The sequence below is a fragment of the Thioclava sp. IC9 genome (assembly GCF_002213225.1).
Lineage (GTDB): Bacteria > Pseudomonadota > Alphaproteobacteria > Rhodobacterales > Rhodobacteraceae > Thioclava > Thioclava nitratireducens.
Genome location: NZ_NBNX01000007.1, coordinates 1 through 26822 on the forward strand (window position 1 = coordinate 1; position 26822 = coordinate 26822).

At 64.2% G+C, this 26822-nt stretch carries 24 protein-coding genes; 13 read left to right on the forward strand and 11 right to left on the reverse strand.

Going from position 1 to position 26822, the window contains the following annotated elements; genetic code table 11:
- Positions 1-271 precede the first annotated feature (271 nt).
- Positions 272-1486: an ROK family transcriptional regulator gene (locus B6V76_RS16460; protein WP_341865716.1), complete on the forward strand. Its 1215-nt coding sequence runs from the start codon at positions 272-274 to the stop codon at positions 1484-1486.
- On the opposite strand, the gene B6V76_RS16465 is transcribed toward B6V76_RS16460, so the two are convergent.
- Positions 1474-2853: a HAMP domain-containing sensor histidine kinase gene (locus B6V76_RS16465; protein WP_088727960.1), complete on the reverse strand. Its 1380-nt coding sequence runs from the start codon at positions 2851-2853 to the stop codon at positions 1474-1476. The genes B6V76_RS16460 and B6V76_RS16465 overlap by 13 nt on opposite strands.
- A complete protein-coding gene (locus B6V76_RS16470) occupies positions 2853-3524 on the reverse strand; it encodes a response regulator transcription factor (RefSeq protein WP_075776881.1) in 672 nt (223 codons plus the stop codon). Before B6V76_RS16470 ends, B6V76_RS16465 begins: the two co-directional genes overlap by 1 nt.
- A gap of 165 nt (positions 3525-3689) precedes the next feature.
- Here B6V76_RS16470 and B6V76_RS16475 point away from each other — a divergent pair, with 165 nt between their 5' ends.
- Entirely contained in the window at positions 3690-4844 is a 1155-nt protein-coding gene (locus B6V76_RS16475; RefSeq protein WP_075776880.1) for a Do family serine endopeptidase, read from the forward strand.
- Positions 4845-4913: 69 nt separating this feature from the next.
- Here the strand turns inward: B6V76_RS16475 and B6V76_RS16480 are convergent, their stop codons facing one another.
- Positions 4914-6530: a glycosyltransferase family 39 protein gene (locus tag B6V76_RS16480; RefSeq protein WP_166504617.1), complete on the reverse strand. Its 1617-nt coding sequence runs from the start codon at positions 6528-6530 to the stop codon at positions 4914-4916.
- Positions 6531-6717: 187 nt separating this feature from the next.
- Here B6V76_RS16480 and B6V76_RS16485 point away from each other — a divergent pair, with 187 nt between their 5' ends.
- The 8 genes from B6V76_RS16485 (at position 6718) to B6V76_RS16520 (ending at position 15567) form a co-directional block, all read left to right on the forward strand.
- The gene (locus tag B6V76_RS16485; protein WP_075776878.1) at positions 6718-6987 is read left to right on the forward strand and encodes a YMGG-like glycine zipper-containing protein; all 270 of its coding nucleotides are present in this window, start codon (positions 6718-6720) and stop codon (positions 6985-6987) included.
- A gap of 182 nt (positions 6988-7169) precedes the next feature.
- Positions 7170-8858 (forward strand): thiol reductant ABC exporter subunit CydD, encoded by a 1689-nt coding sequence (gene cydD, locus B6V76_RS16490; RefSeq protein WP_088727962.1) that lies wholly within the window; start codon positions 7170-7172, stop codon positions 8856-8858.
- Entirely contained in the window at positions 8855-10516 is a 1662-nt protein-coding gene (gene cydC, locus B6V76_RS16495) for a thiol reductant ABC exporter subunit CydC (RefSeq protein WP_088727963.1), read from the forward strand. Before cydD ends, cydC begins: the two co-directional genes overlap by 4 nt.
- Positions 10517-10722: 206 nt before the next feature.
- Positions 10723-12330 carry a cytochrome ubiquinol oxidase subunit I gene (locus B6V76_RS16500; protein ID WP_075776876.1) on the forward strand — a complete coding sequence of 536 codons (1608 nt, stop codon included), beginning with the start codon at positions 10723-10725 and terminating at the stop codon, positions 12328-12330.
- Between the two features lie 6 nt (positions 12331-12336).
- Entirely contained in the window at positions 12337-13500 is a 1164-nt protein-coding gene (gene cydB / locus B6V76_RS16505; protein WP_088727964.1) for a cytochrome d ubiquinol oxidase subunit II, read from the forward strand.
- Between the two features lie 12 nt (positions 13501-13512).
- On the forward strand, positions 13513-13632 hold the full coding sequence (cydX, locus tag B6V76_RS16510; protein ID WP_075776874.1) for a cytochrome bd-I oxidase subunit CydX: 120 nt from the start codon (positions 13513-13515) through the stop codon (positions 13630-13632).
- Between the two features lie 250 nt (positions 13633-13882).
- Positions 13883-14641 carry an electron transfer flavoprotein subunit beta/FixA family protein gene (locus B6V76_RS16515; protein WP_075776873.1) on the forward strand — a complete coding sequence of 253 codons (759 nt, stop codon included), beginning with the start codon at positions 13883-13885 and terminating at the stop codon, positions 14639-14641.
- Positions 14641-15567, forward strand: a complete 927-nt coding sequence (locus B6V76_RS16520; protein WP_078542565.1) for an electron transfer flavoprotein subunit alpha/FixB family protein — start codon at positions 14641-14643, stop codon at positions 15565-15567. The genes B6V76_RS16515 and B6V76_RS16520 overlap by 1 nt, the downstream gene beginning before the upstream one ends.
- A gap of 75 nt (positions 15568-15642) precedes the next feature.
- Here the strand turns inward: B6V76_RS16520 and B6V76_RS16525 are convergent, their stop codons facing one another.
- Positions 15643-16464, reverse strand: coding sequence for a DUF6473 family protein (locus B6V76_RS16525; protein ID WP_088727965.1), 822 nt, complete (start codon positions 16462-16464; stop codon positions 15643-15645).
- A 155-nt stretch (positions 16465-16619) separates the two neighbouring features.
- Here B6V76_RS16525 and B6V76_RS16530 point away from each other — a divergent pair, with 155 nt between their 5' ends.
- Positions 16620-17495 carry a 3-hydroxybutyryl-CoA dehydrogenase gene (locus tag B6V76_RS16530; protein WP_075776870.1) on the forward strand — a complete coding sequence of 292 codons (876 nt, stop codon included), beginning with the start codon at positions 16620-16622 and terminating at the stop codon, positions 17493-17495.
- A 270-nt stretch (positions 17496-17765) separates the two neighbouring features.
- On the opposite strand, the gene B6V76_RS16535 is transcribed toward B6V76_RS16530, so the two are convergent.
- Genes B6V76_RS16535 through B6V76_RS16565 form a run of 7 tightly spaced genes read right to left on the reverse strand, consistent with a single transcriptional unit; the run spans position 17766 to position 23144 of the window.
- Positions 17766-18626, reverse strand: a complete 861-nt coding sequence (locus tag B6V76_RS16535) for a lysophospholipid acyltransferase family protein (protein WP_075776869.1) — start codon at positions 18624-18626, stop codon at positions 17766-17768.
- 32 nt (positions 18627-18658) lie between these two features.
- Positions 18659-18931: an HPr family phosphocarrier protein gene (locus B6V76_RS16540; RefSeq protein WP_075776868.1), complete on the reverse strand. Its 273-nt coding sequence runs from the start codon at positions 18929-18931 to the stop codon at positions 18659-18661.
- Positions 18922-19329, reverse strand: coding sequence for a PTS fructose transporter subunit IIA (locus B6V76_RS16545; protein WP_075776867.1), 408 nt, complete (start codon positions 19327-19329; stop codon positions 18922-18924). The genes B6V76_RS16540 and B6V76_RS16545 overlap by 10 nt, the downstream gene beginning before the upstream one ends.
- Positions 19326-20255: an RNase adapter RapZ gene (rapZ, locus tag B6V76_RS16550; RefSeq protein WP_088727966.1), complete on the reverse strand. Its 930-nt coding sequence runs from the start codon at positions 20253-20255 to the stop codon at positions 19326-19328. The genes B6V76_RS16545 and rapZ overlap by 4 nt, the downstream gene beginning before the upstream one ends.
- The gene (locus B6V76_RS16555) at positions 20246-20683 is read right to left on the reverse strand and encodes a serine kinase (RefSeq protein WP_088727967.1); all 438 of its coding nucleotides are present in this window, start codon (positions 20681-20683) and stop codon (positions 20246-20248) included. The genes rapZ and B6V76_RS16555 overlap by 10 nt, the downstream gene beginning before the upstream one ends.
- On the reverse strand, positions 20684-22432 hold the full coding sequence (locus B6V76_RS16560) for a sensor histidine kinase (protein WP_088720498.1): 1749 nt from the start codon (positions 22430-22432) through the stop codon (positions 20684-20686).
- A 10-nt stretch (positions 22433-22442) separates the two neighbouring features.
- Positions 22443-23144 carry a response regulator transcription factor gene (locus B6V76_RS16565; protein ID WP_075776864.1) on the reverse strand — a complete coding sequence of 234 codons (702 nt, stop codon included), beginning with the start codon at positions 23142-23144 and terminating at the stop codon, positions 22443-22445.
- 366 nt (positions 23145-23510) lie between these two features.
- On the opposite strand from B6V76_RS16565, the gene B6V76_RS16570 reads away from it, so the two are divergent.
- Both B6V76_RS16570 and B6V76_RS16575 read left to right on the forward strand, forming a co-directional pair.
- The gene (locus B6V76_RS16570) at positions 23511-25109 is read left to right on the forward strand and encodes a phosphoenolpyruvate carboxykinase (protein WP_088720499.1); all 1599 of its coding nucleotides are present in this window, start codon (positions 23511-23513) and stop codon (positions 25107-25109) included.
- A 111-nt stretch (positions 25110-25220) separates the two neighbouring features.
- On the forward strand, positions 25221-26819 hold the full coding sequence (locus B6V76_RS16575; protein ID WP_166504618.1) for a phospholipase D family protein: 1599 nt from the start codon (positions 25221-25223) through the stop codon (positions 26817-26819).
- Positions 26820-26822: the final 3 nt, after the last annotated feature.

Sequence of the window (26822 nt, forward strand, 5' to 3'; positions counted from 1 at the left end):
TGATCAGGCAGGCGGTCGTCTCCGCCCAGGCCCCGGTCGCCATCAGACCAAGCGCCGTCGCTCCCAGAATCGCGGTTCTCTTCTTCATGTCAGGTCTCCTCCCAGAAACATGTCCAGCCGTCCTCCGATCGGCTTCGAGGTAAATCATGTGCGAACACGGGCCGACTCGTCAATAGATAAATCAAATGGATTTATTAATTGACAGAAGAGCCTCTGGAAGCCGATAAATACAAGGCGTAGTTTATGCGCGAGCAGCCTCGGAGAATGAATTTTGGCCCACCGCGTGATGGAATTGATCAAGACCGGAGCGGGGAAGATCGGCTCGGATCACTCCGCGATGCGCAACCGCAACGAGCGGCTCGTGATGTCGCTGATTCGCCGTCGCGGCGCCTTGGCGAAATCCGAGATCGCACGGCTCACGGGGCTCTCGGCGCAGACAGTGTCGGTCATCATGCGCGCGCTTGAGGATGAAGGCTTCCTGCTGCGCTGCGACCCGGTGCGCGGCAAGGTGGGCCAGCCCACCGTGCCGATGCGCCTGAACCCCGAGGGGGCTTATTTTCTTGGCCTGAAGGTCGGGCGTCGCCGGACCGAGGTGATCCTGATCGACATGATGGGCACCCCGGTCTCGCGCCGTGTCGCGCGCCACGACTACCCCACGGCGGCTGACACGATAGCCTTCGCCATCGACGCGATCGCCCGGATGGTGGCAGAACTCCCTGCCTCGAAGCGCGAGCGCATCGCCGGCCTCGGCATCGGGGCGCCGTTCAGGATGTGGGATTGGGGCGTGGCGCTCGGGCTCGAGGAAAGCGCGATGGCCGATTGGCGCGAACGCGATATCCGCGCCGAACTGGAGGCACTCTATCCGTTTCCCGTGGTGCTGGAAAACGATGCCTCTGCCGCCTGTTCGGCAGAGCTTTTGCTGGGCGATCAGACATTGCCCGACGATTTCCTCTATGCGTTCGTGGGCTTCTTCGTAGGTGGCGGGCTGGTGATGAGCGGCTCGCTTGTGACCGGCCCCAACAACAATGCGGGCGCGCTTGCCTCGATGCCGGTGCCCGACGGTCACGGCGGCCAGTGCCAGTTGCTCGACGTGGCCTCGCTGTCGGTCATCGAAGCCGCGATGACGGAGCGCGGGCTCGATGCGAGTTTCCTCTGGGAGCGGCGCGATGAGTGGGATCTTCCCGAAGACATCGTCGACGACTGGCTCGCGAAAGCGGCGCGGGGCCTCGCGACTGTCGCCGCGTCCTCGGCGGCGCTGTGCGACCTCGATGCGATCGTAATCGACGGCTGGATGCCCGACGATCTGCGCGCGCGGCTCGTCGCCGCGACCGAAGCGGAACTGGCGAAGATCAACCTCTCGGGCGCGGGCGTTCCGATCGTGCGCGAGGGTCAGGTGGGGCCCGATGCGCGCGCGCTGGGGGCCGCGACCCTGCCGCTGAGCCTGCGTTTCCTGACCGAGATCGATCTGCCCGATCAGGCCGACTGAGCGGACCCAACGAAGCGCAGCGACACGATCAGACCCGGATTGTTGTCGGACAGCTCCAGCTCCGCCTCATGCAACCCCGCCACCGCATGAACCAGCGCAAGGCCCAGCCCGTTGCCCGGCGTCGTGCGAGAGCGTTCCAGCCGATAGAGCCTGCGCAGAACCTTCTCGCGCTCGGCCTCGGGAATGCCGGGACCATGATCTGCGACGCTGAGCGTGATTGCACCGCGCTCGCGAGACAGGCTCACCGCGATCTTCGGCGCAGGCCCGCCATGGCGGATCGCGTTCTCGATCAGGTTCGACAGCATCTGTCCCAGGAGCCCCCGATCGCCCTGCACGATGAGCGGCGCGTCTGGCCGCTGCAGGGTCAGCGAACCGCCCGCCTCTTCGGCGCTGGCCTCGTAAAGCTCGGTGATATCGGCGGCGAGCGCGCCCAGATCGACCGTCGCGAAACGTGCCTTCGGGCTGCCGCCCTCGATTTGGGCGATCCGCAGCAACGAGTGGAACACGGCGACCGCGCGCTCGGCCTCGGTGCCTGCCTGCTCGGCCAGAGCGCGGGGCGGCGTGTCCTCGGGCAAGGCCTCTTGCAGCTCCGAGAGTAGCACCGAAATCCGCTGCATCGGCGTCTTCAGGTCATGCGCGATATCGGCGGAGACCTGACGCAGCGCCGCAACCGTCGCCTCCTGCGTCTCGGCCATCACGTTAAGCCGCGCCCCGATCCGTGCGAGGTCATCGCCGCGCCGCGCCTTCACCTCGTCGCGCGGCACCCGCGCCTCGAGCCGCCCCTCTGTAAGATCGTCCAGCGTGTTCTCGATCGCGCTCACCCGTTTGCGCGCCCGCATCCCGACCCACGCACCATAGGCGGCAGAGACCAGAAGCGAGGGTACGAAGGAGAAGACGAGAATCGCGAGGAAGGTCGAGGTCAGTTCCGCAATCGGCGCGCGACTTTCGCCGATCACCAGCAAGCCGCCCGCAAGCGGCATGGTCAGCGTGAAATATCCATGTTTCGATAGCGGCGCATATTCGGGATGACGCGAGATGACCCAGCTGTCGCCCTCGTGGGTGACCCGGACATTGCCGACCTGCCGCCCGTCCGACATCACGAAGGCGATGGCGCGCTCTGACGGATCGGACGCCCGCGCCTCCGCCGACACGATCACAGAGAGCGTCTCGGGGTTGGCGGCAACCTGAAACACCGCCGTCTGCTGCTTTAGATCGGCGCGGATCGATTCCTCGGTCGAGGAGCGCAGCGCGACATAGGCGAAGCCCAGCGTCACCAGCAGGATCGCAAAGACGATCCCCATCAGCCCGAGCGCCTGTCGCAGCGGCGTCGATGCAAGGATTTCCGCGCGATTCAGACGTGCCTTCATCAGCCCTCGATCCGGTAGCCCGCGCCGCGCACGGTGTGGATGAGATCACGGTCGAACGGCTTGTCGACCTTGTTCCGGAGCCGCGAAATATGCGTCTCCACCACATTGGTCTGCGGATCGAAATTCAGATCCCACACGCCCTCCAGCAGCATCGTCCGGGTTTGCACCCGCCCCTTGCGACGCAGAAGGAATTCCAGCAGCGAGAATTCGCGCGGCAGAAGGTCGATCTCCTGTCCGCCGCGCGTCACCTTGCGCGCGATCAGGTCCATCTTCAGATCGCCCGCCTCCAGCATTACCTGCTCCGACTGCGCTTGCGGGCGACGCGCCAGCGCCGCGAGCCGCGCCGACAACTCGCCGAAGGCAAATGGTTTCACGAGATAATCGTCGGCACCCGCGTTGAGCCCCTCGATCCGGTCGTCCACGCCGCCGATCGCGGTGAGGAAGATGATCGGCGTCGTGACCTTCGCGGCCCGGATCGCGCGGGTGATCGAGAGACCGTCCAGCTCCGGCAGCATCCGGTCGATGATCATCACGTCGTAGCTGCCGCCCAGCGCCTGGGTCAGCCCGTCGCGGCCATTCGCGAGATGGTCGACCGTGTGGCCCTCTTCGCGCAGGCCACGCAGAACGTAATCGGCGGTGGTCGCGTCGTCTTCGATCAACAGCAGTTTCATCGCACTCGCTTTCTCGGTTCGCGACATATGTGGCCGATGACACCGCACAAGTCACGCACCCCTCCCCTAAAGGTGAAAAGAATAACAACTCTGCAATCTTCCCGCAGAGTCCCTGACAGGCTAGGCCCTCACATAGGGTGCATACCTGTCAAAAAGGAGAGAAACATGCAGGACATTCGCAAAGCTCCCCTGCTGCGCACCCTCGCCACCACCGCCATGCTCGGCGCCGGCGCCGTGGCGACGAGCGGTCTGGCACTGGTCCCGAACGTGGCCGCGGCCGAAACTTTCACCAACACCGTCGACCTGGTGAAGAAGGTGATGCCCGCCGTGGTCACCATCGAGATCAAGAAGCAGGCCAACGATCAGGAAATGGCCCAGATGGGGATGCCTCAGGATTTCCCCTTCGAGTTCTTCCAGCGTCGTTTCGGCATGCCCGACATGGGCCCCAACGGTCAGGGGCAGCCGATGCAGCGTCCTGAGATCACCGGTCTCGGCACTGGCTTCATCATCCAGAAAGACGGCCATATCGTCACCAACGCCCACGTCGTCGACGGCGCCGAGAGCGTGAAGGTCACCTTCTCCGACGGCTCAACCGCGGATGCGAAAGTGATCGGCGAAGACAAGGCCACCGACATCGCGCTGATCAAGGTCGATACCAACAAGGACCTCGACACCGTGGGCTTCGGCGACAGTCAGGCCGCGCAGGTCGGCGAGCCGGTCGTGGCGATCGGCAACCCGTTCGGCCTCGGCACCTCCGTGTCGACCGGCATCGTCTCGGCCAAAGGTCGCGACTTGAAATCGGGCCCCTTCGATAACTACATCCAGACCGACGCAGCCATCAACAAAGGCAACTCGGGTGGCCCGCTCTTTGACGACCAAGGCCAGGTGATCGGCATGAACACCGCGATCCTGTCGCCCACTGGCGGTTCCGTCGGGATCGGTTTCTCGGTGCCCTCCGACACCATCAAGAGCGTCGTCGCCGACCTGCAGGACAATGGCACGGTGAAGCGCGGCTTCCTCGGCGTGCAGATCCAGCCGGTCAGCGAGGACATCGCCGCGGCGCTGGGGCTCGACCAACCGGAAGGTGTGCTCGTAGCCGACGTGTCGCCCGACACGCCCGCGAAGAAAGCTGGTCTGAAGCGCGGCGACATCATCGTCGGCGTGGATGGCAAGCCGATGAAAGCCCCCCGCGATCTGACCCGTGCGATCGGGTCCGACGAGCCGGGAACCGAAGTGCAGCTCTCGCTGCTGCGCGCGAACAAGCCGCTCACGCTCTCCGTCACTCTCGATGAGCGGCCCACCGAGAAGACCAAGTCGTAATACTTGCAGTCTATCGGTTTGAAGGCACGCCCGGAGCATCCGCTTCGGGCGTGTCTTTAGTTTGAAGTGTCAGTTCGCACTGGTGGGCGTGGCCGCAGCATCCGAAGCAGACGGCGCAATCGCCTCCGCGACCTGATAGAGCCGCCAGTCGTTTTGCCGGAAATGCCGCTCGGCGATCTGGCTCAGACCGTCGACGCCCTCGATCGGATTCGCTGCGAGAACCAGCCCGTCGGGATGCGCCGCCATCCAGCGCCCGAGATCGGCGCTGTTGCCAAGCACCGTCACCGGGTTCTCGAGCCGCGCGACGAAGGAGAACTGCCCTGCATAGCCGCGATCGGTGGTGGCCACGCCATTTTCCGAATGCGAAGCGATCAGGCTCGCGATCGGTGCCGGATCGTAGACTTTCCAGAGGATCGGCCAGACCATGATCTGAATGGCGATCAGCACCAGCGGCGCGACGAAGGCTTCGGCGAACCAGCCCTGCCGCGCTTTCAGCACGATTAGCGCGCCGCCCACGAGCATCGCCACGCCAGCGATCACGAAGAGCCACGATCCGGTGCCCTCGGGCAGTTCGGGGAACGCCCCGAAATGCACCGAAGCCGCAGCAATCGCTGTCGCCACGCCGGGCAGAAGCCACAGCAGGCGCAGCCAGCGCATCCGGCGCTCCGCCGTGGGCAGCAATCCCGACAGGATCAGCGCCAGCGCGGGCATTTCCGGCACAAGGTAATGCGCCTGCTTGCCCGAGATCAGCGAGAAGGCGACGAAGGCGGCGACGAACCAGACCGTCACCATGCGCGTGCCCGCATCCTCCCAGAGCCGCGACGGCCTGAACGTAGCCAGCCCCGCGCGGCTCCAGCCCCACGGCCAGAGGAAGAACGGCAGCAACGCCACGAAGAACCAGACGGGGCGACCATGGGCGAAGCTTTCCACCATCCGCCCGGCGCTCTGCTTCCACAGAATCTGCTCGCGATATTCCGCACCGCCGAAGATGATCGCGGGGCCGAGCCATAGCAGGACGATGCCGAAACCGATCAGAAAACCGATTCCGATCCGCGCATACCACTGCTTGAGAGCGGGCCGCTCCGCCCCGGTCGCCCAAAGCGGCATCAAAAGCGCGGTCGGCAGCACATGCACCAGGATCACCGGCCCCTTGGCGAAGACGCCGAAGGCAAGCGCGATGCCAAGCCCGATCACCGGGGCGAAGCGCTCCGTGTCGCGCATCGCCCAGACTGCGAGCATTCCCGTCAGCGTCGCCGCCGTGAGCATCGTGTCGAACATCGTTGTCGAGCCGAAGAGCAGAAACACGCCGCTCGTCCCAAGGATCAGTGCGGCGAGTCCGGCGCGCTCCGGTTCCTCCGGCCAGAGCTTGCGCGCGAGCATCGCGACCAGTCCGACCGACAGCAGCCCGAAGGCGGGCGCCACCAGCCGCGCCGCCCATTCGCTGGGGCCCGTCACGCTCCAGACGATATTGATGAGCCAGAACAGAAGCGGCGGCTTGTCGGAATAGATCGCCCCGTTGAGATGCGGCACCAGCTTGGAGCCACCCTGCCACATTTCCCAGGCGACGGTGACATAGCGCGTCTCGTCGATCGCCATCAGCGGGCGCATGATCATCAACACCACCGCGCTCAATGCGAAAAGGAAAAGCGCTCCGATCAGGGGAACGCGCCAGGCGGTCGAACTCATAGGCGGGTCTTTCTGTCGTATGTCTCGAGATGTCTTTCTTTGCTTGACCCCCGAATGACCGCGCATGTCAAGCCGCTGGGTCATCACGGCTCCAGAATAGATGCTCAAAACTAATTAAGAAAAACTTGGAACTGCCCGGAGAGGGGCGACGTTGGATGTCCGAAGACACAGAAGGGAGACACGTACCATGAAGAAGATGTTCCTGATCCTGCCGCTCAGCGCCACCGTTGCCGTCGCAGGCTGCCAGATGTCGCAACAGGACCGCGCTGCCGCGACCGGCGGTGTTGCCGGTGCCGCGATCGGCGCTGCCGTTTCGGATGATGGCGACCGCGTTCAAAACGCCGCGATCGGCGGCGCAGTCGGCACCGTTGCCGGCGCCCTGATCGGTAAAGCCAACCAGCCGGGTCAGTGCCGCTATCGTGACTCGTATGGCCGCGAGTACATCGCGCCCTGCTAAGGCCCCGCCACAGGTAACCTCGAAAACCGTTCGGACCCTCATCCGAACGGTTTTTTCATGTCGGCATGAAGGTTCGTACCGCAGACGTGACAAGCGCGGATTGTCGCACTCCATTGTCGCAGCCCCTCTGCCCGGCTATCTCGACAGCCAAGCGCGAAAGAGGAAAAGCCCCCAAAACCCGTATGACAGACGCCACGACCGAAGCGCCGAAGCCGAAAGCCGTTCTGACCCGCATCGCTCAGCCCGTCGCGGGCAAGTTGAAGCTCGCCGGGTGGCTCGGTGTGGCCTCGGCCCTTATCTGGCCCGCGCAGGCCGCTCTGATCGGTTTGGTACTTGGCGACCTGGTCGCACCGGGGGTGAGCCCGTCGCTCTCGCCGCTCGCCGGGGCTGCAGGCTTCGTGGTGCTGGCGCTCGTGCGGATCGTCCTCGACTGGATTTCGCAGAAGCTCTCGGCCGATGCCGCCGAGGTGGTGCTGCGTGAGAGCCGCGAGAAGCTGATCCGAAAGGCGCTGCGTCAGGCTAGCGGGGCCGCCGCGCTGTCGCCTGCGGAACTGGCTTCGCTGTCCGCGGAGAAGCTCGGCGCGCTAGGCCCATGGGCCACGCGCTATCAGCCCGCCTTCCTGCGCGCCCGGATCATCCCCCTCGCCTTCATCCTGCTCGCTGCCACGCAAAGTTGGGCGGTCGCGGGAATCCTGCTGATCGCCGGGCCGCTGATCCCGATCTTCATGGCGCTTGTCGGCATGGCCGCGCAGGACGCCTCGGAAAAGCAGATGGTCGAAATCGGTTCGCTCAACCGGCTGCTGATCGATCGGATCGCCGCGATCACCGATCTGCGACTTCTGGGCGCGGAGGCCCGCTCGCGCGCCGATCTGGAAACCAAATCCGAAGACCTGCGCGTCCGCACGATGGCGGTTCTGCGGGTTGCCTTCCTCTCCTCGACGCTTCTGGAACTGTTCGCCGCGATCGGCGTGGCCCTGGTCGCGGTCTATGTCGGCTTCTCGCTGATCGGGTGGATGAATTTCGGCACATGGGGCAGCAAGATGACCCCGGCCGAGGGGATTTTCCTGCTGATGATCGCGCCCGAGTTTTTCCAGCCGCTGCGCGATCTCGCTGCGGCATGGCATGACCGGGCCGCTGCGCTCGCCGTAGCCTCCGAGTTGGAGACGACCGAAACTGCCATCGCCAAGGCCAACACGCTGATGGGCACTGGAGGCGAAGGCACGGCACCGACGCTTGGCGCGCTGCGTTGGCACGGGCTGCAAATCCGCCCCGGCGAGGCCGCCGCTCCGCTCCCCCTGCCCGATGGCGACATCGCCCGGGGCGAGGCGGTCGCGATCACAGGACCGTCGGGCGCAGGCAAGACGACGCTTCTGACCGCGCTGGTCGGTCTGATCCATCCCGAGGCGGGGAAGATCACGCTGGGCGATACCTCCCTGACAGAGGAAAACGCCGATGACTGGCGCGCAGCCTTCGGCTGGATTCCTCAAAGCCCGCGCTTCGCCGATGCGAGCCTGCGCGAACTGATCACGCTGAACCGTCCCGGCGACCTCGATGCAGCGCTCGACGCCGCGCAGGCCACCGAGGTCGTCGCGGGCCTTCCCGGCGGGCTCGACGCCCGGCTGGGCGATATGGGCGGCGGCGTCTCGGGCGGCGAGGCGCGGCGTCTGCTGATCGCGCGGGCCCATTACGCGGGCCGCCCGATAGTGTTGGCCGACGAACCGACCGCCGATCTCGATGCCGAGACGGGCGCGAAAGTCATCGCGGCTCTTCTGGCGTTACGAACGCAGGGCACGACCTTGATCGTCGCAAGCCACGACCCTGCCCTCGTTGCCGCGATGGACCGTCAGATCGACTTGGAGGGCGCAGCATGAGAACGCTTCTGACCCTCACCGCTCGCCTGATCAGCGATCAGAAATGGGCCTTCAGTAGGGGCCTCGCGCTGTCGTTCCTCGTGCTCGCGATGGGGGCGGCGCTGCTCGGCCTGTCAGGCTGGTTCATCACCGCCTCCGCGCTGGCCGGGATCGCGGGGATGGGCCTAAACTTCAATTTCTTCACCCCCTCGGCAGGTGTCCGCGGTCTCGCGCTCAGCCGCGCGGTCTCGCGCTATGGCGAGCGGCTACTGACCCATGACGCCACACTGCGCGCGTTGGCGAAGCTGCGCATCGACCTGATGGATGGCGTCTCGCGCCGTCCGCATGAGGAACAGGCGCGGCTGCGCGGTGCGCAGGCGCTGAACCGGATCACCTCGGACGTGGATGCGCTTGATGGCGTATTGCTGCGGCTGGTCATCCCCTTCCTTGCAGGCGGCATGGTCCAGATCGCGGCGCTTCTGATGCTGGGGTGGCTCGAAGGGCTGCCGATCGGGCTCGCGGTCTTCCTGATCTACCTGCTGGGCGGTGGGCTCGGCCTGATCTGGGTCGCCCGAGCCGCCCGCCACGATGCCCGCGCCGCCGAAACGGCACTGCAGAACATTCGCCGCCGCGCGCTGGAGACGATGCGCGCGCGAGCCGATCTGGCCGTGGCCGGACAGCTGGAGGCCGCAACTGCGCAGACCCTGGCCGAGGTCGAGGCCGAAGCGCTCGCGCGGCGCAATCTCGAGGCGCTCGACCGCCGGGTGGGGGCGGTGATTTTCGCCACCACCGCGCTTGCCGGGGCGGCCGCCCTGGCGATCGCCGGACAGATGGCGCTGGCCGGGCAGATCACGCCCGCGCGCGCCGCCGTGGGCCTGTTCGTCGCGCTGGCACTGGCCGAGTCGCTGATGCTGCTGCGCCGAGGCATGGCCGAGATTGGACGCATGCAGGAGGCGGGCGCGCGGGTCATGGAGCTGACCGATACGCCCACACGCGCCCAGCCCGACGGCCACGCCCCCACCGATATGGACGCCCCGCTGCTCGAGGCGCGCCAAGTTGCCTTCACCCGCGCCAAGAGCGCCGCGCCGCTCTTTTCCGATCTGACCTTCACCCTCGCGCGCGGTCAGACCGTGATGCTTGCCGGGCCTTCGGGCGCGGGGAAATCCACCGCACTCGCCGTGCTGTCCGGCCTTCTCAAGCCGTCCGGTGGCGAGATCACGGCGATGGGCCGCGCGCTGGCCGACTGGCCGGAGGGAGACCTGCGCGATGTCCTCACAATGGTGCCGCAGCGCAGCCAGTTGATCGGCGGCACTATTGCCGAGAATCTCGCGCTCGCCCTGCCTCCCGGAACGCAACTCGATGATGATGCGGCATGGGCCGCGCTGCGCGCCGTGGCGCTGGATGAAGTGATCGTGGCGCGCGGCGGGCTCGAAGCACGGCTTGGCGAAGGCGGCACGGGATTGTCCGGCGGGCAGGCGAAACGATTGGCGCTGGCCCGTGCGGCACTGCGCCGGCCCGACATCCTTCTGCTGGACGAACCGACAGAGGGACTCGACGCCCAAACCGCCGCCGCGACGCTGGCCGGATTACGGGCGCTTCTGCCCGAGGCTGGCTTCGTTCTGGTCTCTCACCGCCAGCCCGACCAGAGCGCCGCCACGGCCACGATCGCGCTGAAATGACGCACGACCTGCGACGATAAGTCCCTAAAATCACGAGACATATTCCCGTTCACCTCTGTTCACGTCCGCGTGCGACACATCGTCAATTTGATTTGGCTCAAAGTCGCGCGCCGACCGCCTCCTCATAACCTGCATCCAGGAAAAACATTTCCGGAGAATCCGGCTTTTCACCGCGCCGGATGCAAGTAGGGAAACGGAGAACGAGAATGGATTTCGGGATCGTCGAGCTGTCACGGCTGCAATTTGCCATGACAGCGATGTATCACTTCCTCTTCGTGCCGCTGACGCTTGGTCTGTCGATCATCGTGGCGATCATGGAGACGGTCTATGTGATGACCAACCGCCCCGTCTGGCGGCAAATGACCAAGTTCTGGGCCACGCTGTTCGGCATTAACTTCGTGCTGGGCGTGGCCACGGGCCTCACGATGGAATTCCAGTTCGGCATGAACTGGAGCTATTACTCGCATTACGTCGGCGACATTTTCGGCGCACCGCTCGCGATCGAGGGCCTGATGGCCTTCTTCATGGAAGCGACTTTCGTCGGGTTGATGTTCTTCGGATGGGAGAAGCTGAGCCCGGTCAAGCACATGGTCGTCACGTGGCTCGTCGCCATCGGCTCGAACTTCTCTGCTTTGTGGATCCTGATCGCGAACGGCTGGATGCAGAACCCGGTCGGGGCGGCGTTCAACCCGCTGACGATGCGGATGGAAATGACCTCCTTCTTCGATGTCGTGTTCAACCCGGTGGCCCAGGCCAAGTTCGTGCACACGGTCTCCGCCGGCTACGTCACAGCGGCCGTCTTCGTGATGGGCGTGTCGAGCTGGTACATGCTCAAGGGGCGTCACCTCGAACTGGCACGCCGCTCCATCGCGGTCGCCGCTGCGTTCGGCCTCGCCTCGGCGCTGTCGGTTGTGATCCTCGGCGACGAGTCGGGCTACGAGACGACGCATAACCAGAAGATGAAACTCGCCGCGATGGAAGCCATGTGGGAGACCGAACCGGCCCCCGCCTCCTTCACGCTCTTCGGCATTCCCGACCAGCAAGCGCGCGAAACGAAATACGCGATCCATATCCCGTGGGTGATGGGGCTGATCGGTACCCGCTCGCTGACCGAGCAGATCACCGGGATCGACGATCTCGTCAAAGGCTCCGAGGAGCGGATCCGCAACGGCATCGTCGCCTATAATGATCTGCTGAAAATTCGCGAAGCGAAGGGGGATGTCCCCGCTGACGTCACCGCGGAATTCAACAAGAACGTCGGCGATCTCGGTTACGCCTACCTGCTCAAACGCTACGTGGACGATCCGCGTCAAGCGACCGACGCGCAGATCAAGAAGGCCGCGAACGACACGGTCCCAACGGTCTGGCCGATCTTCTGGTCCTTCCGCCTGATGGTTGCGCTAGGTTTCTCCTTCATCGCGCTGATGGTCTACTTCTTCGTCGTCTCGAACTGGAAGGGCATGAACTATCCCCGCTGGGCGCTGCGTCTGGCCGTGATCGTCATCCCCGCCCCTTGGATCGCCGCGGAACTGGGCTGGTTCACCGCCGAGTTCGGACGCCAGCCCTGGACGGTCGACGGCGTGCTGCCTACGGCGCTTTCGGTCAGCCACCTCTCGGTGGGCGACCTGCTGTTCACGCTGCTGGGCTTCGTCGCCTTCTATACCGTGCTCTTCATCGTCGAGATGGGCCTGATGCTCAAATACATCAAGAAAGGCCCGTATCAGGATGTCGAGGTCACCCAGGAGTGGCTGCAACGACATGACGATCGCCTGTCCGGTCGCGGCGGCAACCCTGTCACCATGCCTGCGGAGTAAGAACCAATGATCCTCTATGAACTTATCCCCCTCGACGTTCTACGCGTCATCTGGTGGCTGCTGCTGGGCGTCCTGCTGATCGGCTTCGCGCTGACCGACGGCTTCGACATGGGCGTGGGCGCACTGCTGCCCTTCGTCGGCAAGACCGATAGCGAGCGCCGCGTGGCGATCAACACGATCGGCCCGGTCTGGGAAGGCAACCAGGTTTGGTTCATCCTCGGCGGGGGCGCGATCTTCGCGGCCTGGCCACCCCTCTATGCGGTAAGCTTCTCGGGGTTCTACCTCGCGATGTTCCTCGTGCTCGCGGCGCTGATCCTGCGCCCGGTCGGCTTCAAGTATCGCTCGAAGCGCGACTCGGCTGCGTGGCGCAATGGCTGGGACTGGGCGCTCTTCGTGGGCGGCGCGGTTCCGGCACTGATCTTCGGCGTGGCCGTGGGCAACGTTCTGCAAGGCGTGCCCTTCGAGCTCAACGACATGCTGATGCCGCTCTATCCGGGCAACTTCATCATGAAGCTGCTGGGCCTTCTGAACCCCTACGCGCTGCTTGCAGGCGTGGTGTCGCTGTCGATGCTGATGATGCATGGCGCGGCGTGGCTCTCGGTGAAGACCGAAGGCGCGGTGAAGGTCCGCGCGACCGAGATCGGCTCTGTTGCGGGCATGGTGGCCTTCGTTGCCTATATCGTCGCTGGCATCTGGCTCGCCTTCGGGATCAAGGGCTACCACGTCACCTCGGTCGTGCCGGCGAATGGCCCCTCCAACCCGCTTTTCTCGACGGTCGAGCATGGCGGGAGCTGGATGCAGGCCTATGCGGACCGCCCGTGGATCGCGATGGCGCCGATCCTCGGCCTCGCGGGGATCGCCATGGCGGTGCGGGGGCTGCGCGCCGGCCGCGAAGTCTCGACGCTGCTGTGGTCGAAACTTGGCATCTTCGGCGTGATCTCCTCGGTCGGCCTGACGATGTTCCCCTTCATCCTGCCGAGCTCGAAAATGCCCGACGCCTCGCTGACGGTCTGGGACGCCTCGTCCTCCCACCAGACGCTCTTCATCATGCTCATCGCCGCGTTGATCTTCATGCCGCTCATCCTCGCCTATACCGCATGGGTCTATAAGGTTCTGTGGGGCAAGGTGACGGTCGCAGATGTCGAGCGCGACAGCCATACAGCTTATTAAGGAGACAGACAGATGTGGTACTTCGCATGGATTCTCGGACTTCCGCTGGCCGCTCTGGTCGCCGTCGCCAACGCGATGTGGCTCGAGATGCAGAACGACGCGCGGATCGCCGGTGAGCGGCGCCAGGACTGAGCTCGCAGCCGGAAAGCCAAATCAAGGAAAGGCCGCCCCCCGGGGCGGCCTTTTTGCCATCGGCGAGACGGTACCGGGGCGACGCAACGGCAATGGGCCCCGACCGCTAGCGCAAACAGTCGAAAAGACGTGACGTTTCAGGGCCAAAACGAGGCGTTTTCCCCCTGTCCCTTCGCCCCGTGCTCTTGTAACAAAATTGCCGAATGAATCCGTTCGCCGCAATTTGGCGGACCAGACAAGGGAGACACGCATGAAGGTCCTGGTACCCGTCAAACGCGTGATCGACTATAACGTGAAAGCTCGCGTGAAAGCGGACGGAAGCGGTGTCGATCTCGCCAATGTCAAAATGTCGATGAACCCGTTCGACGAAATCGCTGTCGAAGAGGCGATCCGTCTGAAGGAGAAGGGCGCCGTCGAAGAGATCGTCGCGGTCTCCATCGGCGTGAAGCAGGCGCAGGAAACGCTGCGCACCGCGCTCGCGATGGGTGCGGACCGTGCGATCCTCGTGGTCGCCGCCGATGATGTGCAGACCGATATCGAGCCGCTGGCCGTCGCCAAGATCCTCGCCAAGGTCGTCGAGGAAGAGCAGCCCGGCATGGTGATCCTCGGCAAGCAGGCGATCGACAACGACATGAACGCGACCGGCCAGATGCTGGCCGCACTTCTGGGCTGGGGTCAGGCGACCTTCGCCTCGGAAGTCGTGGTCGAGGGCGAGGCCGCGAAGGTAACCCGCGAAGTCGACGGCGGTCTGCAGACCATCGAGGTCAAGCTGCCCGCGATCGTCACCACCGACCTGCGCCTCAACGAGCCGCGCTACGCGTCGCTGCCGAACATCATGAAGGCGAAGAAGAAGCCGCTCGACGAGAAAACCGCCGAGGATTACGGCGTCGACGTCTCGCCGCGTCTCGAAGTGGTGAAGGTCACCGAGCCCGAAGCGCGTCAGGCTGGCGAAATGGTGCCGGATGTCGACACGCTGGTTGCGAAACTCAAAGAGAAGGGGGTCGTGTGATGGCCGTTCTGCTGCTGGGTGAAGTGAATGATGGCGAACTGTCGGTCGACGCGACCGCCAAGGCCGTCTCCGCCGCAAAATCGCTGGGCGATGTGACCGTGCTCTGCGCGGGTGCCTCTGCTGCCGCGGCCGGTGAAGCCGCCGCCAAGATCGACGGTGTCGCGAAGGTGCTCGTGGCCGAGGACCCGTCGCTGAGCCACCGTCTGGCGGAGCCGACCGCCGCGCTGATCGTGTCGCTCGCGGGCGATTACTCGCATATCGTGGCGCCTGCCACGACCGATGCGAAGAACGTGATGCCGCGTGTCGCAGCCCTTCTCGACGTGATGGTGATCTCGGATGTCTCCGGCGTCGTCGATGCCGACACGTTCGAGCGCCCGATCTACGCGGGCAACGCGATCCAGACCGTGAAATCGAAGGACGAGAAGAAGGTCATCACCTTCCGCACCTCGACCTTCGACGCCGCCGGCGAAGGCGGTTCGGCTTCGGTCGAGACCGTCGCCATGTCGGACGCGCCCGCTCTGTCGAGCTGGATCGAGGACAAGGTCGCCGAGAGCGATCGTCCGGAGCTGACCTCGGCGAAGATCGTCGTCTCGGGCGGCCGTGGCGTCGGCTCGGAAGAGGACTTCAAGGTGATCGAAGCGCTGGCCGACAAGCTCGGCGCGGCTGTGGGTGCCTCGCGCGCCGCCGTCGACTCGGGCTTCGCGCCGAACGACTGGCAGGTCGGTCAGACTGGCAAGGTCGTGGCGCCCGAGCTCTACATCGCCTGCGGCATCTCGGGGGCTATCCAGCACCTCGCCGGCATGAAGGACTCGAAGATCATCGTCGCGATCAACAAGGACGAAGAAGCACCGATCTTCCAGGTCGCCGATTACGGCCTGGTCGCGGACCTCTTCGACGCCGTTCCGGCGCTGACCGAAAAGCTCTGATCCGCGGAAGGGGCGCTGCCCCCCGCGATAGTGGAACCAAATCGAAAGGGCGGGGAAATCCCCCGCCCTTTCCTGTTAGAGCAATGGCTTCAGAGCAGACGCGAGCGCCGCTGCGATCTCCTCATGCACCAGCGGCCCCGGCACCATTTCCGCGGCTGGTTCCTCAAGCGGCGTGAAGTGCATCCCCGCCGTGCCCGCGCTACGTGCCGCCGCCGAAGGCTTGACCCGGACCACGTCCGACACGAGCGAGCGCAGCGCCTCCACCATGGGTTCGGTGACCATCAACGGCTCGGGCCCAAGATCGTCGCTCCGGGCGGAGTCGTTGAACGCCCCGAGCCACAGCAGCAGCTTGCGCCCCTTGATCTTGGCCAGAAGCGCGGTCATCCGCTGCAGCCACGCCTCCTGCAATTCGGCCTCGAGCAGCGTGAATTTCTCGGGCTCGCGTTCTTTCAATGCGCTCAGCATGTGACGCGTGAAATTGAACTCCGTGAAGTCCACGCCGCGGAAGATCGAGCGCATCAGGCTCGACGCGCGCAGGAACCGGTCATTGCGCCGCGGATGCACCGCATAGAAGCGGTTCGACATATTCTGCGCGCCAAGCAACTGGATCACCGTGACCTTCGCGGCATCCGATGCGGCGGCCAGTTGCGGCTCGTGCAGGAACACGTCGACACCGGCATTCAGATAGCCGAAATTCACCACCGGCATCTCCAGCCGCGCCTCGAGCAGCGCGGGCCAAGGAAGCTCCACGAACTTGCCATAGGTCTCCGTCCCGCCCATCGCGGCGATGAAATCGCCTTGCAGCGCACGGCGCGGCCCGCGGAACAGCAGTTTGGATTTCCCGTATCTGCACGGAAAGTAATCGAGGGCGCCATCGCCCGTATATTCGAAAGCCATTTTCCCACCTCAGTCTGTGTTCGACTCGCCCGAGGCCAGAATGCGCCCGAAGTCTTGCGAAACAGCTAATGTTAAAATGATCTCAGCCCTGCGTTTCGCTTGCATGGACCGAGCGGAGAACTATGGTCAGGGCGCAAAGCGTGAGAGGGAAAATTATGGCGATCGAGAAAGTGGGCATCGTGGGTGCAGGGCAGATGGGCAACGGGATCGCCCATGTCTTCGCGCTGGCCGGATATGACGTTCTGCTGAACGACATCAGCGACGAGGCGCTGACGAAGGCGATCGCCACGATCACCAAGAACCTCGATCGGCAGGTGTCGCGCGGGAAAATCTCGGAAGACGAGAAGAACACCGCGCTGAAGCGGATCACCACGACCACGAAACTGAGCGAACTGGGCCCGACCGATCTGGTCATCGAGGCCGCAACCGAGCGCGAGACCGTCAAGCAGGCGATCTTCGAAGACCTGCTGCCGCATCTCAAGCCGACGACGATCCTGACCTCGAACACCTCGTCGATCTCGATCACCCGGCTTGCCTCGCGCACCGACCGCCCCGAGAAGTTCATGGGCTTCCACTTCATGAACCCGGTGCCGGTGATGCAGTTGGTCGAACTGATCCGCGGCATTGCGACCGATCAGGAGACCTACAAGACGCTGCACGAGGTCGTCGAAAAACTCGGCAAGACCGCCGCGTCTGCCGAAGATTTCCCGGCCTTCATCGTGAACCGCATCCTGATGCCGATGATCAACGAGGCAGTCTATACGCTCTATGAAGGCGTCGGGAACGTGCGCTCGATCGACGAGTCGATGAAGCTCGGCGCGAACCATCCGATGGGGCCACTGGAGCTGGCCGATTTCATCGGGCTCGACACCTGCCTCGCGATCATGAACGTGCTGCATGACGGGCTGGCCGACACCAAGTACCGCCCCTGCCCGCTTCTGACGAAATACGTCGAAGCCGGCTGGCTCGGCCGCAAGACCGGGCGCGGCTTCTACGACTATCGCGGTGAGGAGCCGGTGCCGACGCGCTGAGGCGACGGGATCGAGGAGCGCTGCCCCTCGCTCGCGACTTCGTCGCTCCCCCCGGGATATTTGGGGCAGCTGGAAAGCCGCTCAGGCTTTCTTTACCCCGCTCCACTTAAATGGTCTCGCGGAACAGGCGGGACGCCGATCCCCGCGCAGTTGGAAGCGCCCGGCTTGCCCTGACCTAAGAGGCATAGCCGGGCGTTCTTCTTTCCAATTGGGTCGAATATCCCGGGGAACGGCGGAACCGCGGGGCCAGAGCCCTCGCCGTCAGCCGTCTTACAGCGCCAGGGTTTCCGCCCGCAGATCCGCAAGGAACTTGCGCGGGTTCTTCAGGGCCTCGGCAATCTCTTCGGGCCGCTTTGCCGGGCCGATCGCGGGGTTCTGCGGCTTGTTCAGCGCGCGTTTGATCTCGTACAGCAGAAGCCCCTGACGCACCGTCGCGCTCAGCTTGTTGGCGATCTGATAGGCGCGCGAATTCTGCCCCGGGAAGTGGATCGGCAGCACCGAGGCGTTCGACCGGGCGAGCATCTTCGCGGTGAAGGGATTCCATTCCTGCTCGATCACCGGGCCCATCAGCGTCTCGGAATGGGCAACCTGCCCCGCAGGGAATAGCACCACAACGCCACCGCGCTTGAGCTGCGCCATGCAGGCCGCGCGCATCTTGAGACTGTCTTCGCGGGCATTGGGCTCGTGCGGGAAGGGCACGGGCAGCATGTATTGCTCGACCTCGGGAATCCCGGTCAGCAGCGAGCGGGTAAGGATCAGGAAATCGTCGCGCACTTGGCCGATCAGGTAGGCCAGCACCATCCCGTCCACCAGCCCATGCGGGTGGTTGGCGACGACCACCAGCGGGCCCTCTTTAGGAATATGGGCGATCTGTTCTGGTGGCGTCTTGACCTCGATCCCCATCACGTCGAGCGCTTGCGGCCAGAACTCGGCCCCGACCGGGGCGCCGCGTTTCTCGAACTTGCGGATCAGGTGCAGAAGCTGCGCCTTCGCCGTCATCCATTCCAGAGTGCGGATCGTGCCGACCTTGAACGGGTTGGAAAACGTTCCCGCATAGGACAGGCGACGCTTATCATACGGCTTCGATACGGCTTGCGCGGCTTCGATTGCGATGTCGCTCTCTTGGTTCATTGGTCGAACCCCCTCGCTGGGTGCGGAGCGCGTCACATACCTTCGCCGAATTTGTCGGCCACCAATGCCTGAAGCGCATCGGCGAGCTTTTCGGCTTCGGCCCCGCTTGTCGTCACTTCAATAGTGGTTCCACGCGAAGCTGCCAACATCAAAAGCCCCATGATCGAGTCGCCCGAGACCGACTGGCCGTCCTTCGCCACCGTGGCGCGGGCGTCGTGATCCTCGACAACCTCGACGAAACGGGCGGAGGCGCGCGCATGCAGGCCTTTCTCGTTCACGATCTCCAATTCGCGGGTCACGGACATTTCACCACTCCCGCTTGGGCGTTGTAACTGTTGATGTATTTGCGCCCGGCATCGAGCGCGGCCTCGACCGCGGCATGCACGGCGAGGCTGCGCGATTTCGCCAGTTTGATCAGAAGCGGCAGGTTCGCGCCGTAGATGATTTCGCGGTCGCGCGCCTCGCAGGCCATCAGCGACAAGTTGGAAGGCGAGCCGCCGAACATGTCGGTCACAACCACGACACCCGTGCCGTCATCGACCGCATCGGCGGCGGCGCGAATCTCCGCCTGCTTGCCCGCGCGGTCGTGATCATCCTCGATCGTGATGGCACGAATGCCGCGCTGCGGGCCCACGACATGCTCTATAGCGGCGAGATATTCGCGCGCCAGACCACCATGTGCCACGATCACGATACCGATCACGCGCCCGACCTCACCTTCGTTTCTTCGTTCTCGGCATGGCCGAGACGCTCCAATTCCCTATGACGTTTAGACACGCGCCACCCTGCTTCCGCAAGCGCTTTGGCGATGCTCTCGGTCATTGCGACCGAGCGGTGTTGCCCCCCGGTACACCCGAAGCCGACCGAGAGATAGGCCTTGCCCTCCGCGACATAGGCGGGGAGCAGGAACAGAAGCAGATCGAGAACGCGCTGGTGGAACTCGGCAAAGCGGGGATCGGCGGCGACATACTCCGCGACCGCCGCGTCGCGCCCGTCGCGCGCGCGCAACCCCGGTTCCCAATGGGGATTGGCGAGGAAGCGGCAATCGAACATCAGATCGAGCCCGCGCTGCACCCCGCGCTTATAGCTGAAGGAATTCACTGTGACCGAGAGCGGCTCGGTGCGGCCCGTGTCGAAGAAACGCCCGACCTCGGCGCGCAGATCATGCGGGCTCATCTCGGAGGTATCGATCAGGACATCGGCTCGCATCCGGATCGGCGAGAGAAGATCCATCTCCTGCGCGATACCGGCGCCGGGGTCTTGCTCGGGCGAAAGCGGATGACGGCGGCGGGTCTCCGAATAGCGCCGTTCGAGCACCTCGGGACGCGCGTCGAGATAGAGCAAGTCGAGATCCAGATCCGGCCGTTTGGTCAGCATATCGACCAGTTCGATCAGCGTCGCAGCCGAGAAATCGCGCCCGCGCACATCGACGCCAAGCGCGACCGGGCCGGTCAGATGGCCCTTGAGAAGGCGCGGTACGAGATTCAGCGGCAGGTTGACGATCGGCTCGTAGCCCAGATCTTCCAGGGCGCCGATTGCGGTGGTGCGGCCCGCACCTGAGGGGCCGGTCACCAGCACGACGCGCTGGCCAGCCTGTGCCCATACCGGATCGGATCGGGTCACGCCCATCGGCCCCCTTTCAGCCATTGCAGAATTGCCACATCAAGATGACGATGCTGCACGCGCAGCACAAGGGGCAGACTGACCCCCAACACACTGTCTTTTCGACAGGTTGGGAGGCGCGCGGTCTCTTCCCGGTCGAGGTCGACGAGGAGGATGATGCGGGCATGCGACAGGGGATCGGCCCTCAGGATACCGACGCCGCGCGCCTCAATCCGGCCCGCGATCATCTCCGGCGCGCTGGCGATCAGCTCCCCGTTCTCGGCCCGCAGGTCAACCCGGTCATCGGCTACGAGCGACGCCCCCAGCGCCATCAACCGCAGCGCGAGGAGAGACTTGCCGCTGCCCGACGCGCCGCGAATGAGAACGCCGCGCTCGGGGTCGAGCGCGACGGCACTGGCATGGAGATTGGTCGAGAGGTCGTCCGACCCGGTCATTCAGCTTACCGGCAGGCCCACGACGAAACGCGCGCCCAGAGGATCGGAGGTCCGGTCGGCATCAGTCGGGCGGATATTCTCGGCCCAGATCACGCCGCCATGCGCTTCGACGATCTGCTTGGAGATCGCAAGGCCGAGGCCGGAATGGTCGCCGAACTGCCCCTCGGGACGTTCCGAGTAGAAGCGCTTGAACACTTTGGTGAGCGCCTCTTCGGGAATGCCCGGCCCGGTATCCTCGACCACGACCAGCACGCGGTTGTCGCGCTGGCGTGCCCAGACCCGCACCGCGTCCCCCTCTTCGCAGAACGAGGTCGCATTGGTGATCAGGTTCACGAAGACCTGGGCCAGACGCGCTTCCAGCCCCGAGATGATCACGGACTGCGACGGCAGATCGGTGATGAAGTCGACACCCTTCTCGCGCGCCTGCTGACCGAGGAACTCGCTGAGGTTCGACACCATCTTGATCAGGTCGAACTGCTCTTCCTCTTCCTTCACCAGCTCGGAATCGAGCCGCGACGCATTGGAGATGTCACTCACCAGACGATCCAGTCTGCGCACGTCGTGATCGATGACTTCGAGAAGACGCGTGCGCTGTTCGTCCTTCTTGACCATATGCAGCGAGGCCACGGCAGAGCGCAGGCTGGCCAGCGGATTCTTGATTTCATGGGCAACGTCGGCGGCGAATTGTTCGTTCGCGTCGATGCGTTCGTAAAGCGCGCCGACCATGCCGCGCATCGCGCCCGACAGCCGCCCGATCTCGTCGGGTCGGGCGGTGAGGTCGGGGATGCGCACCCGGGCGGGCGCCATCTTGCGCGCATTCTTGTCGCGCCCGATTTCGGCCGCCGCCGCGAGATCGGAGAGTGGATTTGCGATGGTCGAGGCCAGCACCAGCGACAGGCCGATCGAGACGATGATCGCGATCACGAACATCTGCAGCACCTGCTCGCGCTCGACGCGGACCAGCGCATCGATCTGCCCCGCGACCGAGATCAGGCCCACGACGCCAACGACGCGATCCCCCTGCCGGATCGGCGTGGCGACGGCGAATATTGTCGAGCCCGCCGCGTTCTTCTGCGACGAGATCTTCGTGCGCCCTTCCAGCGCGGAGGGCACCAGATCGCGCACCATATCGAGCGCGCTATCGGCTGCGGTGCCGCCGCCCCGCTCGAACAGGCCGGCGACCGAGTCCCAGATCTGGCCCAGAAAATCGCTGAGCACGGTCGAGCGTTTGTCGAAATTGAGCCCATCGACCTCTTCGACCGGCGCGCGGTCGCCCGTGGTCGTAGTGCCGAGCAATGCAGCACTTGGGTCGAACAGGTAGAGATCGGCGCCCTCGGGCAGCTCCATCCCGCGGATCGTCGCAAGCGGATCGAGCCCGTCGCCCGCCGCCAGATTGACCGGAGCACCCGCGGGCAGCTGCGCCTCGAACACGTCGGCAGCCAGTTGCGCCTCGTTCACGAGCCCGCTTTCGCGTTGCAGCACGAGGCTGTCGCGAAACGGATTGAGATAAAGCACGCCTGTCACCAGCACGATCATCGCCAACAGGTTGAAGGTGATGATCTTGCGCGCCAGCGGCGAGCGGTTGAGCGAGAACATGGACCGCCGCGCCCGCCCCTTGCGCAGATCGTCATCGACGATATCGGCTGGGCCGACCCAATCCTCGCCGAGCACGACATCCGTTTCCGGCGCGCGACGGGCGAAGTTTGAGGAGCGCTTTCGAGCCAATCCGATCTTCCCGGCAATACTCATCGACGTGGGATCACTCTTCGTTATACCGGTACCCGATGCCGTAGAGTGTCTCGATCGCCGAGAAATCATCGTCGACGCTGCGCATCTTCTTGCGCAGGCGCTTGATGTGGCTGTCGATCGTGCGGTCGTCGACATAGACCTGATCGTCGTAGGCCACGTCCATAAGCTGATCGCGCGACTTCACGAAACCGGGCCGTTGGGCCAACGCCTGAAGCAGCAGGAATTCGGTCACGGTCAGCGTGACATCCTTGCCCTTCCAGGTCACCGCGTGGCGCAGCGGATCCATCTCGAGCGAGCCGCGCACCATCACCTTGGTGTCCTCGGTCGAGGCGACCTCGCCGGTCGAGATCGCTTCCTGCCGGCGCAGCAGCGCGCGGATGCGTTCGACCAGAAGACGCTGCGAGAACGGCTTCTTGACGTAGTCGTCCGCACCCATGCGAAGACCAAGAACCTCGTCGATCTCATCGTCCTTGGAGGTCAGAAAGATCACCGGCATCGCGGTCTTCTGCCGGAGCCGCTGAAGCAGCTCCATGCCGTCCATCCGCGGCATCTTTATATCCAGAACCGCCATGTCGGGAAGGCGTTTGGTAAACGCGTCGAATGCAGCCTGTCCATCGTTATACGTTTCGACATCGTAACCTTCCGCCTCGAGCGTCATCGAGACCGAGGTCAGAATATTGCGGTCGTCATCGACCAGCGCGATTCTCGACATGTCGGAATACCCCTTCACTGCTACTTTATAGTTATTACGCACTTATTCCGCGTTTACGCACATATTCCGCGTTCACTGCCTTCAAATCAACAAAAAGCTGCGAATCACCAAGTTTTCGCGAATCAATAGAGCCAGAATTTCCCAACCTTTGACTAATTTGCCTCACCTTTCCGCGACATTTCGCCGTGATTGCGCTAAACCTCCGGATGGTTGCGCTAACTGCACCCTACCATTCTGTTCCATTGCAAAAATGTCATGCTATAGGCGATCCATCCGGGTAAGATTGTTGCTTGGATCGGCGCTTCGAGGCCCCGACGCGCCGGGAATAACCCTGTGAACGCCGCGCGACGGCATCGGGAGCATCAGATGGACATTGGACGCGTTAACCCCGCGAAACGACTGGAAGATCAAGGCATCGAAGGTCTCGGGAATGTCTATTACAACCTGCTGGAACCGGCGCTGATCCAAGAAGCGATCAAGCGCGACGAAGGCATCCTCGGCAAGGGCGGCGCCTTCTACTGCACGACCGGCAAGCACACTGGCCGGTCGCCCAAAGACAAGTTCGTCGTGCGCACCACCTCCGTCGAGGACACCATCTGGTGGGAGAACAACACCCCGATGGAGCCCGACGCCTTTGATCGCCTCCACGCCGACATGCTGGAGCACATGAAGGGCAAGGATTACTTCGTCGAGGACCTCTTCGGCGGCGCCGATCCGGAGCACCGTCTCGACGTGCGCCTGGTGGCCGAGCTTGCATGGCACGGCCTGTTCCTGCGCACCATGCTGCGCCGCCCCGAGCGCGAGGAGCTCGACGCGTTCGATCCGGAATGGACGATCATCAATTGCCCCAGCTTCAAGGCCGACCCCGCGAAGCACGGCTGCCGCTCGGAAACCGTGATCGCGCTGAACTTCGACAAGAAGACGATCCTGATCGGCAACACCGCCTACGCGGGCGAGAACAAGAAGGGCGTCTTCACGCTTCTCAACTACATTCTGCCCGGCGAAGGCGTCATGGCGATGCACTGCTCGGCCAACCACGCGATCGACGACCCCGACGACGCGGCGGTCTTCTTCGGCCTCTCGGGCACGGGCAAGACGACGCTCTCGGCCGACCCCTCGCGCATCCTCGTGGGCGATGACGAACATGGCTGGTCCGACAACGGCATCTTCAACTTCGAGGGCGGTTGCTACGCCAAGACGATCAACCTCTCGAAAGAGGCGGAGCCGGAGATCTACGATACGTGCTCGATGTTCGGCACGGTCATCGAGAACATGGTCTTCGACGAGGAGACGCTGGAGCTGGACTTCAACGACAACTCGATCACCGACAACATGCGCTGCGCCTATCCGCTGCATTACATTCCGAACGCCTCGGATACCGCGATGGCGGGCCAGCCCAAGAACGTGATCATGCTGACCTGCGACGCGTTCGGTGTGCTGCCGCCGATCGCGCGACTGACCCCGGCGCAGGCAATGTATCACTTCCTGTCGGGCTTCACCTCGAAGACGCCGGGCACCGAGGTGGGCGTGGTCGAGCCGATCCCGACCTTCTCGACCTGCTTCGGCGCGCCGTTCATGCCGCGCCGCCCCGAGGTCTACGGCAAGCTGCTGCAGGAGAAGATCCGCGACGTTGGCGCATCCTGCTGGCTGGTCAATACCGGCTGGACCGGCGGCGCCTTCGGCACCGGCTCGCGGATGCCGATCCGGGCGACCCGTGCGCTTCTGAAAGCCGCGCTCGACGGCTCGCTCCACAACGTGCAGTTCCGCAAGGATCCCAACTTCGGCTTCGAGGTTCCGGTCTCGGTCCCGAACGTCTCGGACGTGCTCCTCGATCCGCGCCGCACCTGGGACGACAAGGCCGCCTATGACGCGCAGGCGCAGAAACTGGTCGAGATGTTCTCGGACAATTTCGCGCAATACGTGCCCTACATCGACGACGATGTGAAAGCCGCCGCGATCGGTTGATGCGCTGAACCGCGAACACGAAATATTTAAAGGGGCCGGCGATCACGCCGGCCTTTTTCATGCGCGAAGCCCACTTTCCTAAACCCTTGAACCGCCTACATGATGCCAGCCATGAAACTGGAACTGCTTCATATTCTGGGCTTCGCCCTGCTCGCTGGCCTCATCGCCCTGGCCGGCCTGACTCTGATCGTCGCGAGGCTGTCGCATCGGCGACCGAAAGGGCCCTTCCCCGAGTCGAAGATGCAGGTCGCCCCCGAAACCGGCCGCTTTGCCACCGCGCTGCAGGACCGGCTTGCGGGGCTCGAAACGAAAAACGCGGTCCAGCTGCTCGCCGATCCGCTCGATGCGCTTGCGGCGCGACTGGAACTCATCGAAGCGGCGGAGGTCTCTCTCGATCTGCAATATTACATTTGGCAGAACGATACTGCGGGCGCGATCATGCTCGGCGCGCTGCGCAGGGCGGCCGGACGCGGAGTCCATGTCCGGCTTCTGATCGACGACAACGGCACCGCCGGGATGGACCGTACGCTGGCCGCGCTCGACGAATTGCCCAATGTCGAGGTGCGCCTCTTCAACCCCTTCCCGATCCGGACCGCGCGGGTTCTCGGCTACCTCTCCGATTTTCGTCGTCTGAACCGCCGGATGCACAACAAGGCGATGATCGCGGATGGAAGGATGGCGATCCTCGGCGGGCGCAATATCGGCGACGACTACTTCAACAGCCTCTCCGAGAGCGGGCTCTACATGGATCTCGACGTCGCCGTCGCAGGGCCCGTTCTGGCGCAGATCGGAAAGCAGTTCGACCTTTACTGGAACGCCCCGCCCGCGATCCCAGCGGAGAAAATGCTGGGTGGCTGCAAGGCAGCGGAAGCCGAAGACATCATCAAGAATGAGGAGGTTCGTCTCTCCGAGCCAGAGGCGAAGCGCTATGCCGCGGACCTGCGGCATCCCGACCGGCTCTCGCGGCTGCTGTCGGGCAAGGCGCCCGTGATCTTCGCCGAGGCGCAGCTGATCTACGACCACCCGTCGAAGATTCACGGGCTTTTGCAGGGGCGCAAGCTGCTCTGGCAATATCTGGTGCGTGCCCTCGGCCAGCCGCTGCAGGAACTGGTGCTGATCACGCCCTATCTCGTGCCGACGCGGACCGGCGTGCGCTATCTAAAGCGGATCGCGAAATCGGGGGCGAAGATCAAGGTGCTGACGAACTCCTATGCCGCGACCGATGTGGCGCTCGTGCATTCGGGCTATGCCCATCGCCGCAAAGGGTTGTTGCGCGCCGGGATCGAGCTTTACGAATACGCCGCCGATGCCGAAGATCGCCGCCCGAACGAGCGTAACCGGCGCGAACGGCTGCTTGGCTCCGACATTCGCGGCACCTCGCCGTTTTCGCGCAACAAGCTGCACGCCAAGGTCTTCGCGGTGGATCGCGCGCGGGTTTTCATCGGCTCGTTCAATTTCGATCCGCGCTCGATGCGGTTGAATACCGAGTTGGGGATCGTGATCGCTGCGCCCGAGATCGCGAGCGAGATCTCCGAGACGTTCAAGGAGTTCATCCCCACCCGCGCATGGCGGCTGCGCCTGACCCGTGCGCAGCAATTGCGCTGGTCGCGGCCCGGTCACGGCGTCCGCAAGCGCGAGCCGGGCGTGCCCTTCTCGCATCGCATCTTCCTGTGGGTGGCGCAGCGTCTGCCGATCGAGTGGATGCTCTAAGGC

Excerpts from the sequence above, each read along its gene's own strand:
- B6V76_RS16515 (WP_075776873.1), top strand. The coding sequence starts at position 13,883 with ATGAAGGTCCTGGTACCCGTCAAACGCGTGATCGACTATAACGTGAAA.
- B6V76_RS16575 (WP_166504618.1), top strand. The coding sequence starts at position 25,221 with ATGAAACTGGAACTGCTTCATATTCTGGGCTTCGCCCTGCTCGCTGGC.
- cydB (WP_088727964.1), top strand. The coding sequence starts at position 12,337 with ATGATCCTCTATGAACTTATCCCCCTCGACGTTCTACGCGTCATCTGG.
- B6V76_RS16480 (WP_166504617.1), bottom strand. The coding sequence starts at position 6,530 with ATGAGTTCGACCGCCTGGCGCGTTCCCCTGATCGGAGCGCTTTTCCTT.
- cydX (WP_075776874.1), top strand. The coding sequence starts at position 13,513 with ATGTGGTACTTCGCATGGATTCTCGGACTTCCGCTGGCCGCTCTGGTC.
- B6V76_RS16520 (WP_078542565.1), top strand. The coding sequence starts at position 14,641 with ATGGCCGTTCTGCTGCTGGGTGAAGTGAATGATGGCGAACTGTCGGTC.
- B6V76_RS16570 (WP_088720499.1), top strand. The coding sequence starts at position 23,511 with ATGGACATTGGACGCGTTAACCCCGCGAAACGACTGGAAGATCAAGGC.
- B6V76_RS16500 (WP_075776876.1), top strand. The coding sequence starts at position 10,723 with ATGGATTTCGGGATCGTCGAGCTGTCACGGCTGCAATTTGCCATGACA.
- cydC (WP_088727963.1), top strand. The coding sequence starts at position 8,855 with ATGAGAACGCTTCTGACCCTCACCGCTCGCCTGATCAGCGATCAGAAA.
- B6V76_RS16530 (WP_075776870.1), top strand. The coding sequence starts at position 16,620 with ATGGCGATCGAGAAAGTGGGCATCGTGGGTGCAGGGCAGATGGGCAAC.
- B6V76_RS16485 (WP_075776878.1), top strand. The coding sequence starts at position 6,718 with ATGAAGAAGATGTTCCTGATCCTGCCGCTCAGCGCCACCGTTGCCGTC.
- B6V76_RS16555 (WP_088727967.1), bottom strand. The coding sequence starts at position 20,683 with ATGACCGGGTCGGACGACCTCTCGACCAATCTCCATGCCAGTGCCGTC.
- B6V76_RS16540 (WP_075776868.1), bottom strand. The coding sequence starts at position 18,931 with ATGTCCGTGACCCGCGAATTGGAGATCGTGAACGAGAAAGGCCTGCAT.
- rapZ (WP_088727966.1), bottom strand. The coding sequence starts at position 20,255 with ATGGGCGTGACCCGATCCGATCCGGTATGGGCACAGGCTGGCCAGCGC.
- B6V76_RS16475 (WP_075776880.1), top strand. The coding sequence starts at position 3,690 with ATGCAGGACATTCGCAAAGCTCCCCTGCTGCGCACCCTCGCCACCACC.
- cydD (WP_088727962.1), top strand. The coding sequence starts at position 7,170 with ATGACAGACGCCACGACCGAAGCGCCGAAGCCGAAAGCCGTTCTGACC.
- B6V76_RS16470 (WP_075776881.1), bottom strand. The coding sequence starts at position 3,524 with ATGAAACTGCTGTTGATCGAAGACGACGCGACCACCGCCGATTACGTT.
- B6V76_RS16565 (WP_075776864.1), bottom strand. The coding sequence starts at position 23,144 with ATGTCGAGAATCGCGCTGGTCGATGACGACCGCAATATTCTGACCTCG.
- B6V76_RS16535 (WP_075776869.1), bottom strand. The coding sequence starts at position 18,626 with ATGAACCAAGAGAGCGACATCGCAATCGAAGCCGCGCAAGCCGTATCG.
- B6V76_RS16560 (WP_088720498.1), bottom strand. The coding sequence starts at position 22,432 with ATGAGTATTGCCGGGAAGATCGGATTGGCTCGAAAGCGCTCCTCAAAC.
- B6V76_RS16525 (WP_088727965.1), bottom strand. The coding sequence starts at position 16,464 with ATGGCTTTCGAATATACGGGCGATGGCGCCCTCGATTACTTTCCGTGC.
- B6V76_RS16465 (WP_088727960.1), bottom strand. The coding sequence starts at position 2,853 with ATGAAGGCACGTCTGAATCGCGCGGAAATCCTTGCATCGACGCCGCTG.